Raw genomic sequence first — 12,479 nt, 5'->3', positions numbered from 1 at the left:
GATCTTCCGCAGATCCCGCATCAGCCCCAACCGCATGACCGTCATCGCCAGAGCCATCCTCACCCTGGAGAGGCAACGCTGAAAACGCTCACTGTCGAACAGGCCGGTGCCGCCGAGCGCCGTTGCTTCAGTCCCGGGGAGCGAGGAACTCTCGGGCACCGCGCAGCCTGGTGATGAGATGGCGCTGGGTGGCGCTGCTGTCGAGACGGACATCGACCGGCCCAGGGACTCCGAACCGAGAACGGACAGCTACGGCAACAAGCCCGCATTCATCTGGGCCAACAGGTCGTACAGCTAGTGCTGTCACCGCATAGGTTGGCCGGGTTGGTGGTCGGGGCAGTTGGAGGTGCGGTGACGTCCGATCCGACCGCTGGAGGTGCGGTGGCTAAGCCTGTCCGTGTGCGCAGACTGACCGATCAGGAGGGGCAGAAGCTGCAGCAGATTGTGCGCCGGGGCAGCACCAGTGCGGTGCGCTACCGGCGCGCGATGATGCTGCTGGCCTCGGCTGGCGGGAATCGGGTCCCGGTGATCGCCCAACTGGTGCAGGCCGACGAGGACACCGTCCGCGACGTGATCCACCGGTTCAACGAGATCGGCCTGGCCTGCCTGGACCCTCAGTGGGCGGGAGGCCGTCCCCGCCTGCTCAGTCCTGACGACGAGGACTTCGTCATCAAGACGGCCACCACCCGACCGACCAAACTTGGCCAGCCCTTCACCCGCTGGTCGATCCGCAAAATCGCCGCCTACCCGCGCAAAGTCCACGGCCGGGTCATCCGCATCGGACGCGAGGCATTACGCAGGCTGCTCGCCCGACGCGGCGTCACCTTCCAACGCACCAAGACCTGGAAGGAGTCACCAGACCCCGACCGTGACACGAAGCTGGACCGGATCGAGGAGGTCCTGGAACGCTTCCCGGACCGGGTCTTCGCCTTCGATGAGTTCGGCCCCCTCGGCATCCGACCCACCGCCGGCTCGGGCTGGGCCCCCGCCGGCCACCCCGAGCGGCACCCCGCGACCTACCACCGCACCCACGGGATCCGGTACTTCCACGGCTGCTACTCGATCGGCGACGACACCCTGTGGGGCGTCAACCGCCGCAAGAAGGGCGCGGCAACACCCTGGCCGCACTGAAGTCCATCCGGGCCACCCGCCCTGACGGCGCCCCGATCTACGCGATCATGGACAACCTGTCCGCCCACAAGGGCGAGAAGATCCGGAGCTGGGCGAGGAAGCACCGGGTCGAGCTGTGCTTCACCCCGACCTATGCCTCGTGGGCGAACCCGATCGAGGCCCACTTCGGGCCGCTGCGGCAGCTCACCATCGCCAACTCGAACCACCGCAACCACACCGTCCAGACCCGGGCCCTGCACGCCTACCTGCGCTGGCGCAACACCAACGCCCGCCACCCCGACGTCCTCTCCGCCCAACGCCGCGAACGAGCACGCATCCGCAGCGAGAAGGGCCTGCGCTGGGGAGGCCGACCACTCACCGAAGCAGCCTGACCCGCCCCGGCAAGCAGGAGACCCGCGATGGCAGTAGAGATCGTCTACGAGACGCACGCCACCACCACCGACAACGAGGCGGGCATTGCCACCGGCTGGCTCCCCGGCCAGCTCTCGGAACTCGGCCGCTGTCAGGCCGCGGAACTCGGCGAACGCCGAGGCGCTGGCGGCTTTGCCGCGGTGTTCACCTCCGACCTCCACCGAGCTGTGGAGACGGCCCGGATCGCGTTCCCCGACGGCACCCCCTCGATCCACCAGGACATCCGGCTGCGCGAGTGCAACTACGGGGACCTCAACAGAACCCCTGTCGTCGGCATTGCCGCCCAGCGGGTTCGCCGCATCGACGAACCCTTCCCCGGCGGTCAGAGCTACCGCCAGGTCCTCGCGGCCACCGAGGTGTTCCTGTACGACCTGGCCACGTGCTGGGACGGCGGCCGGATCCTGGTGATCGCCCACTCGGCCAAGCGATGGGCCCTGGACTGCTTGCTCGCTGGCGCCTCGTTGGAAGACCTCGTCGAAGCCCCACCCGCCTGGCGCCCGGGCTGGCACTACATGCTTCCCGCTGGCTGGACCCCGTCGACCCGGTAAACCTTCCCGGTCACAGCACTAGCTACGTCTCACTGAGAATGCGGCTCCCTCGGCTCCCGGCTGAGCGGCCGTCAGCGCCCAGCCTGCGGTACCCCGGCAGGCGCCGGGGTGTTGCCTGGCGGGTCGGGCTGTGCGGCCACACCACAGGGGCCTCCTCGTCGCGCTGATGGGTCTTACGGCCGTCCCATATATAGGGGACGGCCCCGGCGGCGGGCAGCATCGGCCGGACGCGGGCCCGCGCCGCCGGGGCACCTGGCCATTCTCCTCCAGGCCGTGACCTGTCCCGCGCCGGCGAGCAGGAGTTGCACATCGAGGTCGCGGTGCGCGGCCTGAACGCGAAGTTCGTCGAGCTGGTCCGTCTGCGCGGTGTCGCCACGATGCTGATGAGGCTCTTGCCGCGGGGCCAGGGCGGGGCCTTCGGGCCGGATCGTGCCTGCTATCGCTGGATCTACGCGCGTGCGGGGGCCTGCGGGCTGAAGCCGAGCCGGTGCATCAGCCGACTTGTTTTCCGGCAAGCCCTTAGCTTGGCGTTTAATCTTCGGCCTCGACCAGGCGGCGTGGTTGGGCGCCTGGGCAGAGGTAGAAGAGTTCGGGGTCGCCTTCGTCCAGGCCGTGGAGCAGGCCGACCGGGCTCCAGCCGACGCGCTGTAGCAGCAGTTGCATGGGGTAGTTGGAGACATTGGTCGAGGTAAACAGCTTCGGGCTGGTGCACGCGGCCTCGGTGGCCTTAAGGAGACGTGCGCCCACGCCTTGTCGGCGGGCGGTGGGCGCGACCATCACCATGGTGATGAAGCCCTGCTCGAAGAAGGTGTATTCCAGCACGCTGTAGCCCATGGGGCCGGATGCGCCCTCGGCCAGGAGGACTGAGCCTTGTTCGCACCAGCGGCGGATACTCACGCGCCGCGCTTCGTCGCCCGATACCGCGATGGAGTCGATGCCGGCCAGTACGGGCCAGTCCGAGGTATCCGCGTGGCGTATCACCAGTCTGTCGGGGTTCTCAAGATCCATGGGGTGCATCGTGGCAGCACGATGTGTTGGACTGCTCGTCTATTGCGTTCGGCGGGGCTTGGTGCCCTTCTTGTGGTGGGCGGGGCGAGTATGTGCCTCGCCTGTGGCCAGGACGCGTCCCACATCGTGGCGTGGTGCCAGTCGGCGGTTCTTGGAGCCGTGTGGGCGGCCGGGGCCGGGCGTGGTGGGTTGCAGAACCCCCGGCAGACTCTGGCCGGGGTGAGCTTGTTCGGCTCGGCCTTCTTCTCCCACGGCCGCCGCAAGTCGACTGCGAGCGGACGGGCGACCTGGAGCTGGGGGTGAGCGGCGATCACCAGCCACGTCCAGCGATCGGCGCAGGGCTTGATCAAGTTCCGGGTGCGTCCGGATTGCTGGTGATTCCCAGGAGGGGAAGGGCTCGTTCGGGGTTGTCTCGGATCGCCCGGGTGGTCTTGGCGATGTTGCCGGCTCCGAGCGTTTTCAGCGCACCGATGGCGAGGGTGCGGAGGGTGGCCATGGCGCGGGGTGCGGTTCCGATGTGGACGGTGGAGGCGTCTTCGGCGAAGGTGACGTCTCTGATGTGGCGCGATGAGTTCTCCACTCCCCAGTGTCCGCGAATCGCGGCGGCCAGGTCGCAGGGGCTGGTCTGTGGGCGTCCAAGCTGGTGACGGCGTAGACGCTCTCGCGGGTCTCGCGTTTGCCGCTCTGCTTGCGGCGGCGGTGGACGCGGATGGCCAGGCGGGCGTGGGGGAAGGCGATCCCGCCGAGTTCGTCCGCGATCCCGCAGGTCTTGATCGAGCGGGACTCCTGGCGGCCGTGCCCGGTGGCGGAGGCGGTGTGCTGGACTGCGACGTCGCGCCAGGGCAGGGTGGCGATGGGCGGTCGGCTGGTTGGTCTTGATCACGGCGATGTAATGGGCCTTCTTGTCCTGGACCAGCCAGGAGATGTTCGCCTTGGCCGAATGCAGGGCGCCGAAGGTGACCACGGCGTCAGCGAGGTCCAGTTGTGCCAGCAGCGGCCTGAAGTGCGTGTCTCGTTCGTCTTGGTGCCGACCTCGGCCTGGGCGAGGGTCACGACGGTGCCGTGGGTGACTGCGGAAAGCAGGTGCCGACGAGGCGAGGTGAGTCGGGCTGAGCCTTTGAGTGCTTTGCCGTCGACGGCGACGACGCGCCGCTGCCCGGACTCGGACGGTGCTGCAGGGGGCTCGGTGGCAGCGCGGTGCCGGTCTGCCAGGTAGGCACCCACCGCCCGGTCCAGCGCATCACTGTCAACCGCCCCCAGCACGCGCCCGATCGTGGCCGGAGACGGAGTGCGCCGCCACCTGAGCAGATGGCGGCGGATGCCGATGACCGCCAGCAGCGTCGGCGAGGCGCGCTGGCCCCACTCGGCGAGCTCATCGATGCTCCTCGCACCCGAGACGACTGCGCAGGCGCACACCAGCAGGATCGCTGTCAGCGAGTACCACCGGCCTTGCCGCGAGCGTGGGTCGGGCACCGAGTCGAGGTAGGGGCGCAGGTCAGCCACCCGACCGGCGTACAGGGGACCCAGCTTCACCAGCACGGCAGGGATGGGAGAAGATCCAGCTGCAGGCACAGAACGGCTCGTGATCATCGGGCTCACTGAGGTGGGCAATTGAGGGTGACTGATGAGGCCCCACCTGTCGGCGAGACTGACCATCTGGAGGCGGCGGCTACGCTACGGGGCATGCTCGTGGCCGCTGCCATCTGTCCCTCCTTGCTGTCGCTCGCGTTTGCGGCGGGCGTAGGCGCGCCCGCAGCGCCGGAGCGGCTGCGCGCGGCGTGTGAGGAAGCAGTAGCAGCCGTACTGAGCGAGGATCCCGAGATCGTGGCCGTGGTCGGCCAGGGCACGCGATCCTTTCTTTACGAGGTGGGCGCCCCATGGGCCTCGCGGGGCCTCGGGGGCCCCGTGCATCAGTACCTCGGGCAGGGACAAGCCGCGGAGGCTACAGCGAGCGGGGTGCCGATGGCGCTCAGCGTCGGTGCGCGTCTGCTGCAGCGGGCAGGCTGGACCGGTCCGATGCGTGCTTATGAGCTGGACGACTCCCGGAGCTGGCCCGCGAACGGCGAGGACGGCGTCCACCTTGCCAGGTGGGCAGACCGCGTCGGGCTGCTGGTGATGGGCAACGGTGCGACCCGCCCTGGCGCGGGCGGAACTCGGCGCCCCGACCCGAGGGCCGAGGAGATCGACTCAGGCATCGCCGCCGCGCTGGCAAGCGGTGACGTGGACGGATTCTTCCCGAACATGAACGCGGGCCTCGCTCGGGAGCTGGGAGTGTCAGGTCGCTCGCCCTGGCAGCTGCTGGACGGGGCCGACGAGGGCCTGGCTACCCACCGGCTCCTGTACGCCGAGACTGTGGACAGCGTCAGTTGCTTCGTGGCGACCTGGTCACCCTGAAGCGCCGACCGCAGTACTCACCACAATGATCACGACGTCCGTGCCTGCCATGCCATGCACCTGATACCTAGCCAACCGTGCAACCACGCAACTTGATCAAGCCCTGTCGGCGCACCCGTCGATGTCCACGGGCCTCGGCCACAGGGCGGCAACCTCCAACGCCTTGTCGAACACCGCGATATGCGGCTCCGCGACCCGGCTGTCACCGTCTTCGATCGACACCAGCACTTCTTCCATGAGCGTGAATCCACCCAGGGCGAATGGCCGCGTGTCCTCGGCACCGGGGAACTCGGTGTTCAGACGACGGCAGGCCTTCTTGGCGAGACGGAGCACATCGCCGTTCAGACGCCTGCCCTCGCACGACCTCAGTCCGGCACGCACACCCGCATCCGCCTGGTGAAAGAAGTCCTCCTGCCCAGCGGCTTCCGCGAGGATGTACACCGCTCCGCCGAGCCTCAGAGCCGTCACGCAACTCAGCGCCCGGGAAGACATGGCGCCCACCGCACCGCCGAATGACGGGTCAGGCATGACAGCCCCTTTCGAGATACTCATGTTCAGCCCGGGCAGTGTAGTGATCACGCGTTTGCCTCTGACCGCGCCCTGGATGCCGATCTCGCGCACGAGACGTTCGACGGTGCGGCTGTCTCGGTCGGTTGATCGTCACGCACCTCGCCGAACGTGCGCACCGCACGGCGGCCCGGCTCAACGGGTATCTGGATGCCGCGAAGCCCCCATCGACCCGGCACCTGAAGGTGGAGCGGCAGAGGGAGGGCCTGAACGCGAGCAAGGAAGCCGTGCGCCGACCACCACGGCACGCAGAACCTGGCCGTCGAGGCGGTCACGCAGTGCATCACCCGGCGCTTTCTGAACGCCTTCGGCGAGGAGCCCGCCCAGACCGGCGGCGGCAGCTGGGTCGACGACCGCGGGTTCCTCGGCAAGACGCACGACAAGGACACCGGCCTGACCCACGTCGGGGCCCGCGAGTAAGACCCGGTGCTCGGCAACTAGGTCAGCGTGGATCCGCTGCTGGAACCGGAGAAGCACCAGTCCCTCAACTGCTACGGGTGCGCCGAGAACACCCCGGTGACGCTGTCGGACCCGTCCGGCCAGAGCAACCAATGCTCGTGCACCATGGGCGTGGACTGCGGCATCGACGCGTCCCTCGCCGATATGCTCGCCGCTCCGCCCTTCGACGCGGGCGGTGGTGGCATCTCCGGGACCGCCGGGGCCACCTCGCTCCTGCCTCCGGGGGTCTCCACCCGAGCCGGCTCCGGCCGTTCCAGTCCGTGCCGCTGCTGATGGGCCCGGTGGGTGGCGTGGCGCGGGTGGTCTCCCGGCCTGAAGAAACTGGCACTTGCCCGTGTCCCTGTTCCGGTTTCCGGATACGCCACACACCGCTTTCGGGCCTCTCCGGCGACCATCGCTTGCCGCCCGGCCGCTCCTAGAACCTGTTCGCCCACACGACGATCTCGTCCCGGTGGTCCGTACCGTAGCCGTCGGGAATCAGCTCCTGCCCGCTCGTCGCATTCATGATGACAACGGGGCATGGGCCACCGGATACCGCCTACCCCTGGTCCGCCGGCCGTTCACCATCCAAGCGTGTCGGCGGCACGCGCGGAAAGGGTGGCCGGGCGGTGCCGCTGGATGTCGGCAAGGGTGGTTTCGGCGAGGCGCGCCCGCCAGGCCGCGTCGGCGGCGTCCATCAACGCGTGCACCGCGCACTTCTCGCGGCATTCCTCGCGCGTCGCCGCGATCGTGCCGCGGCGACGCAGTTCACGGCATGTGAACGTGCGGGCCGTCCCTTCCACGGCCTCGACCACTGCAAGACCGGTAGTCCGGTCCGGGGGCTGCGCCAGCCGGTAGCCACCGCGGGGGCCGCTCGTTGAGACGAGGACGCCTGCGGCGACCAGGCGCTTCAGGTACTTCGCGAGATAGGGCTCGGGCAACGCGTACGCCTCTGCGAGCGTGCGCCGCGGAACCGGTCTGCCCTCGGGCGCTTCGGCGAGCAGGGTGCAGATGTGCATCGCCCACTCAACCCCTTGTGACACCTGCATACAGCCATGCTATCCGACCTGGATATCGTGGACACATGACATCCATGACACCTAGGTCCGGGCCGCTGCTCGCCGTAGTGCTGGTGGCCGCGTTCATGGGCCAGTTCGACTTCTTCGTCGTCAACGTCGCCGCCCCCGCGATCCACGAGTCGCTGGCAGCAACGGACGCCGAACTGGAGCTTCTGGTCGGCGGATACGCCTTCGCCTACGCCAGCGGTCTGATCACCGGCGGCCGACTCGGCGACCTCTACGGACACCGGCGCGTCTATCTGACCGGCCTCGCACTGTTCGCCGTCACGTCCGGGCTGTGCGGACTCGCACCGACCGCGGCCTGGCTCGTGACTGCCCGTGTGCTGCAAGGCTTCGCCGCAGCGGTGATGATCCCGCAGGTACTGGCCACGATCAGCACGTCGCTGCCCGCCGAACGGCGCGGCTGGGCGATGGGCTGGTACGGGGCCGCCACGGGCACGGGTTCGATCGCGGGGCAGATCCTCGGCGGCTGGTTCGTCGGCACCGATCTCGCCGGGCTGGGCTGGCGGGCCATTTTCCTGATCAACCTGCCCATCGCCGTGATCACCATCGCTGCCGCCGCAGTCCTGATGCCTCACATTCGCCGAGCGGACGCGCCCCGCCTCGACGGCGCCGCGGCTGCGGGCATCGGGCTCTCGCTGGCCCTGGTACTGACTCCGTGCGTCCTCGGCCGGGAATGGGGCTGGCCGGCGTGGCTGTGGCTGCCCGCACTCGCCGGGATCGGGCTGTTGTCGTGGGTGTGGCGAGCGGAGCACCGGCTGGCCGCCCACGGGGGCGATCCCCTTCTCGATCCCGCACTGATGAGGGTGGAGTCGCTGCGGCGTGGAACCTTGGCGTCGATCGCGTTCATGCTGTACTTCGCCAGCTTCATGTTCCGCCTGACGATCCTGTTGCAGCAGGGCGAGCACCTGTCGCCCCTACACACGGGACTTGTGTTCGTGCCCTCAGGGATCGCGTTCGTGACCAGCTCGCTGCTCATGCGCGGCTGGGTCGCGCGCAACCGCACACGAGCGATCCGCACCGGAACCCTCGTCACCGGCCTCGGACTGGCGACAGCCATGACCGGTCTCCTCGCACCCGGACTGCCGACCGTGCCGGTCGTCGTGGCCGCGGTCTGCCTGACCGGGTTCGGGAACGGACTGGTACTGCCGACCCTCATCGGGTACGCGCTCTCCGCCGTGCCGCCCACACGGGCCGGCGTGGCCTCCGGCCTCGTCACCGCAGCCCAGCAGTTCGCCGCCTCCGCAGGCGTCGCCCTGCTGGGGACCCTCTTCCTCACCCTCACCACGACAAGCGGATACGAGCGGGCGATGGCCTGGACGCTGCCGTTCGATCTGCTGCTCCTCGCCACGGTCGCGGTGAGCACAGGCCGGAATGCACAGGCCCCCCGGGCAGGAGGTGCGGACGGAGCCACAACGCACCGAGGCGAGAACGTCCACCGTGGCCGACCAGGCCCAACGGGTCCAACCGGTCCAACCGGACCAACGAGCTGGGCATCGCCCACCTGAAGTACTGGCGGGGCACTGGCCCGCCACCTCGGCCACCGTGAGCACATGAGCGACATGGTTCAAGCCGTCGCAAGCCTGCTGCCCCACCAGCAAACTGCAGACCTGCCTCGTATGGCAGATGTGAACACCAAGCCCCACCACAGCCCTCAACGCCTACTACATCCCGTGCACCAGCTCGTTCGGCAGCATCTCCAAATGATCTTTCACAAGGGCTCGCAGAGAACGGGTACCTCGATCCTGTTCCTGCGGGTGTTCCGGCCGAGCGGTTTTCCGCTATCCCGATCCAGCCTGTCAGTCAAAGCATCTCCACAATCACGAGACGTGAACATGTTGGTGAAGTGTGGCCCGGACATGCCTGCCCCGGCGCACGACCGGCACGTACGACGGAGCGGCTGACGCCCCCGCCTCCCTCCTTCGACGGGTTTGCGCGCGCCCGAGGCGGGAGAGTGGCACCGGGGTCTGCGGTACTGATGGGGGCCAACCCTCCACCGTTCCACGGGAGGTCTCCCCCTATGTGTACGACGACTCGGTCAGCACGGTCTGCGACCGCGCTGACCGCCTGGACGCCGGCACTCCTGGGCGCCGGTCCCTCGCCCAGAGCCCTCGGCCGCCGCCACACCGCCCCCGGCCCAGCGCTCCCCCGCTACCGGCACCGGCGCCGCAGGCGCCCCGTACACGCCCCACCGTCATGTCTGCGCGGCCGCGGTCACCCTGCCATTGCACGAAGCGATCCGTACTCTGCGCGCCGCGGTGGAGGGCCGCACCGGCTACGACCGCGCCCGCGTGTTCAGCTTCACCTGGATTGACGCAGACCGGGACGGGTGCAACACCCGCGAGGAAGTCCTGCTCGCCGAAGCAGTCTCCGCCCACCGTCACTGGGCGGTGCACCCTGACCGAGGGCACCTGACACAGCTGGTAGGACGACCAGGACGCCACCGCGACCGACATCGACCATGTCGTCCCGCTCGCCCAGGCATGGGACAGCCACGCGAAGGCCAGGACCCACGACAAGCGCCTCCCCTACGCCAACTACCTCGACAACCCCCGCCACCTCGAAGCCGTGAGCCAGCGCTCCCCTGACACCAACCAGCCACAACCCCCGCCCCCAGGCCGGACGGAAGGCACTGCGCGGGCGCGCCCGGCGCGCGGGAACCGGACTGCCGTCACAGCCGCGGGGTGCAGGGGACGGCGCCGGAGCCGGCTCGTTCGCCCGCCCGGCTCATTGCGGCCGCCGGCACCCCGGTCGGAAGCCTGTGCGCTGGTTCGGGAACCGCCCCGGGGCGGACCCGGGCCTCACCGAGGCGTCGCCGGCCCTTCTTCTCTCGTGAACAGCGTCCCTTCAAGGAGGACATCGTGACGGCCTTGCAGCTGCCCACCACCATCGACGACGTCATCGCACGCATGGAGCAGATCGAAACCGAGCTCGACCCCCGCGACGGGGTGGCCTGCTTCAACCACATGTACCTGAAGGTCACCAAGCTGGTGAAGGAACACATCAGCGAGGGAACCTTCACCGACCCCGCGTTCCTGGAACGCATGGACATCCTCTTCGCCGGCCTCTACCTGCACAACGTCGACGCCGCCACGGCCCACGAGCCCGTCGACGCCGCGTGGGAGCCCCTGTTCGCCGCCCGCGGCAACCGTACGATCTGGCCCATCCAGTTCGCGCTCGCCGGGATGAACGCCCACATCAACCACGACCTGCCCCTCAGCGTCGTCGAGACCTGCCAGGAACGCCGCACCACCCCCGACACCCCGCCGGTCCACTCCGACTACGAGAAGGTCAACGACCTCCTCGCCAGCGTCGAGGCCGAAGTACGCGCCGAGTTCGAGACCCAGATCATCAAGCTCGCCACCCGCGACGCCGAACTCCTCAAGCACGCCGTCTCCGGCTTCACCATCGCCACGGCCCGCGAGGCCGCCTGGATGAACGCCCAGGCACTCTGGCACGAGAAGACCGGCCCGGACCCCTTCGCCTACACCGTCCACGAAACCGCCCTCGCCTCCACCGTCGGCGCCGCCAGCCACGGCATCCTCCTGCCCGTCGTCCCCCCACCCACCCATTAGTCCGGCACACGGCCCTCCCGTCCGCCCGCCGCAGCCCGCACAGCCGGGTACAGCCCGCTCGGCCGCTGCCTCACTCGGAAGAGGAGGGCGCGCCATCCCTCCCCCACAGCACCGCCTCCGACACCGCGGCCGGCCACGCGAAAGGGGGCCGTTCCCGTTGAACCGGTGTGACACACGCCGGAGTACGCAGCCATCTCAGCCTGGCTCTCGCGCACCGCCACACACGGTGACCCGCCGGACGGCCGCGCCGCCGCTACAACGGGCGAAATCCCATGCGGGGGCACGGATAGCGAGCTGGGCAGGGCACGCGATCTCTGGACGCGGGCTCCGCCCAGGGCGGCCGGATCGCGTGTGGCGGTGCGGAAGAGGCACGGTGGATGCACGAGCGCGCCCATCGTGATCCACCGCCCGTCCGCGACCGGCGGGCGCAGAGTCACCGCGGACAGATCGCCGGCCTAGCCCACGAGGACCACGACGTCACCGAGTTCCTGCGCCGGGCCGGTCTGCCCGACGCCGAGCAACTCCTGGACGGTCCCTCGTGGGTCGAGTGGCAGGGAGGCCGCGCGCACCGGTACGAGGCGGCATGACGTCCCCGGCGATAGCGGTGGCCAATGGCCACACCACCCGCGCACAGGCTTCGTGCTGCCCGTGCTCGGCCGCTCGCCAGGTCCCGGCGCCGCCGTCCAGGACCTACCGCTCGATCCGGCCGGTACCCGGCAGCCCAGCTCAGCCTGCGGTTCTCGGACCGGCGTCAGTGGCTCAGGGTGTAGCGGCGCAGGCGGGAGCGGGCGATGTCCTCGGGCAGTCCGAGGGCGGGCCCCAGCGGTGTCCTGGAGTTCAGGGCTCGGGCTGCCGCCTGCTGGCCGGTCTCGGCGATCAGACGTTCGAGGCGGGCCGCGATCCGTAGGGCGGCCAGCGGTGCGTCCACGGCCAGGTGAGCCAGACGCAGGTCGAGCTGGTCGAGGAGGGTGGCGAGGTCCTCAGGAACCGGAACCGCACGGGCTTCAGTGTCGGCGATGTGCTGGGCCCAGTCCGTCTCGGGGCCGGTGGTGTCGTACGCGTAGGGGTCTTCCCGGTCGACCGCCTCCCAGTCCAGGGAGTGGTGGGTCTCGCTCCTCCAGCCGCACGAGCACACCCCCCGCAGCGCGGATGCCTTCGGGGCGCCAGGGCGCGTGCCGTCGTAGACGGGCCAGTCGGTGACCTTGTGCACGAAACTGCCGCCGCCGGCGTCGATGTACACCGGCGGCGGCTCGGTGCCGTCGGCGAGCACCGCGCCCGGACGTCCCTCGTGCACAGCTCCGAACTCCGCGGTCTGCCACATCGTGCCC

Annotated in this window: 11 protein-coding genes and 4 pseudogenes; 8 read left to right on the top strand and 7 right to left on the bottom strand. The window is 69.4% G+C overall.

Annotation, left to right across the window (positions count from 1 at the left end):
• From ACZ4FH_RS19880 to ACZ4FH_RS19870, 3 genes and pseudogenes are all read left to right on the top strand, one after another.
• Window positions 1–82, top strand: a pseudogene (locus ACZ4FH_RS19880) (IS5/IS1182 family transposase); the annotation flags it as partial.
• A 299-nt stretch (window positions 83–381) separates the two neighbouring features.
• Window positions 382–1,502: pseudogene (locus ACZ4FH_RS19875) on the top strand (IS630 family transposase).
• Between the two features lie 27 nt (window positions 1,503–1,529).
• Window positions 1,530–2,090 (top strand): histidine phosphatase family protein, encoded by a 561-nt coding sequence (locus ACZ4FH_RS19870; RefSeq protein ID WP_467306211.1) that lies wholly within the window; start codon window positions 1,530–1,532, stop codon window positions 2,088–2,090.
• A 531-nt stretch (window positions 2,091–2,621) separates the two neighbouring features.
• On the opposite strand, the gene ACZ4FH_RS19865 is transcribed toward ACZ4FH_RS19870, so the two are convergent.
• From ACZ4FH_RS19865 to ACZ4FH_RS19850, 4 genes and pseudogenes are all read right to left on the bottom strand, one after another.
• Window positions 2,622–3,098, bottom strand: coding sequence for a GNAT family N-acetyltransferase (locus tag ACZ4FH_RS19865; RefSeq protein ID WP_467306209.1), 477 nt, complete (start codon window positions 3,096–3,098; stop codon window positions 2,622–2,624).
• A gap of 39 nt (window positions 3,099–3,137) precedes the next feature.
• Window positions 3,138–3,433 (bottom strand): annotated as a pseudogene (locus tag ACZ4FH_RS19860) (NF041680 family putative transposase); the annotation flags it as partial.
• Between the two features lie 11 nt (window positions 3,434–3,444).
• Entirely contained in the window at window positions 3,445–3,678 is a 234-nt protein-coding gene (locus ACZ4FH_RS19855; protein ID WP_467306207.1) for a hypothetical protein, read from the bottom strand.
• Window positions 3,679–3,977: 299 nt separating this feature from the next.
• Complete coding sequence (locus ACZ4FH_RS19850) at window positions 3,978–4,637, bottom strand: transposase family protein (protein WP_467306205.1); 660 nt, start codon at window positions 4,635–4,637, stop codon at window positions 3,978–3,980.
• A 144-nt stretch (window positions 4,638–4,781) separates the two neighbouring features.
• Here ACZ4FH_RS19850 and ACZ4FH_RS19845 point away from each other — a divergent pair, with 144 nt between their 5' ends.
• Window positions 4,782–5,492 (top strand): class III extradiol ring-cleavage dioxygenase family protein, encoded by a 711-nt coding sequence (locus ACZ4FH_RS19845; RefSeq protein WP_467306204.1) that lies wholly within the window; start codon window positions 4,782–4,784, stop codon window positions 5,490–5,492.
• A gap of 96 nt (window positions 5,493–5,588) precedes the next feature.
• Here ACZ4FH_RS19845 and ACZ4FH_RS19840 read toward each other — a convergent pair whose 3' ends face one another.
• Complete coding sequence (locus tag ACZ4FH_RS19840) at window positions 5,589–6,113, bottom strand: hypothetical protein (protein ID WP_467306203.1); 525 nt, start codon at window positions 6,111–6,113, stop codon at window positions 5,589–5,591.
• 393 nt (window positions 6,114–6,506) lie between these two features.
• Between ACZ4FH_RS19840 and ACZ4FH_RS19835 the strand changes: the two genes are divergently transcribed.
• Window positions 6,507–6,791 (top strand): hypothetical protein, encoded by a 285-nt coding sequence (locus ACZ4FH_RS19835; RefSeq protein WP_467306202.1) that lies wholly within the window; start codon window positions 6,507–6,509, stop codon window positions 6,789–6,791.
• Window positions 6,792–7,078: 287 nt separating this feature from the next.
• On the opposite strand, the gene ACZ4FH_RS19830 is transcribed toward ACZ4FH_RS19835, so the two are convergent.
• Entirely contained in the window at window positions 7,079–7,546 is a 468-nt protein-coding gene (locus ACZ4FH_RS19830; protein ID WP_467306201.1) for an RrF2 family transcriptional regulator, read from the bottom strand.
• A gap of 35 nt (window positions 7,547–7,581) precedes the next feature.
• Between ACZ4FH_RS19830 and ACZ4FH_RS19825 the strand changes: the two genes are divergently transcribed.
• The 3 genes and pseudogenes from ACZ4FH_RS19825 to ACZ4FH_RS19815 all read left to right on the top strand — a co-directional run bounded on the left by ACZ4FH_RS19825 (window position 7,582) and on the right by ACZ4FH_RS19815 (window position 11,738).
• Window positions 7,582–9,084 carry an MFS transporter gene (locus ACZ4FH_RS19825; protein WP_467306200.1) on the top strand — a complete coding sequence of 501 codons (1,503 nt, stop codon included), beginning with the start codon at window positions 7,582–7,584 and terminating at the stop codon, window positions 9,082–9,084.
• Between the two features lie 1,353 nt (window positions 9,085–10,437).
• Window positions 10,438–11,151, top strand: a complete 714-nt coding sequence (locus ACZ4FH_RS19820) for a DUF5995 family protein (protein WP_467306199.1) — start codon at window positions 10,438–10,440, stop codon at window positions 11,149–11,151.
• 357 nt (window positions 11,152–11,508) lie between these two features.
• Window positions 11,509–11,738 (top strand): annotated as a pseudogene (locus ACZ4FH_RS19815) (hypothetical protein).
• A 164-nt stretch (window positions 11,739–11,902) separates the two neighbouring features.
• Here the strand turns inward: ACZ4FH_RS19815 and ACZ4FH_RS19810 are convergent.
• On the bottom strand, window positions 11,903–12,445 hold the full coding sequence (locus tag ACZ4FH_RS19810; protein WP_467306198.1) for a hypothetical protein: 543 nt from the start codon (window positions 12,443–12,445) through the stop codon (window positions 11,903–11,905).
• Window positions 12,446–12,479 lie beyond the last annotated feature (34 nt).

The organism is Streptomyces sp. NPDC024555 (genome assembly GCF_055559335.1).
The sequence above is the reverse complement of the archived record's forward strand: the minus strand, read 5'-3'. Positions and strand labels throughout refer to the sequence as shown.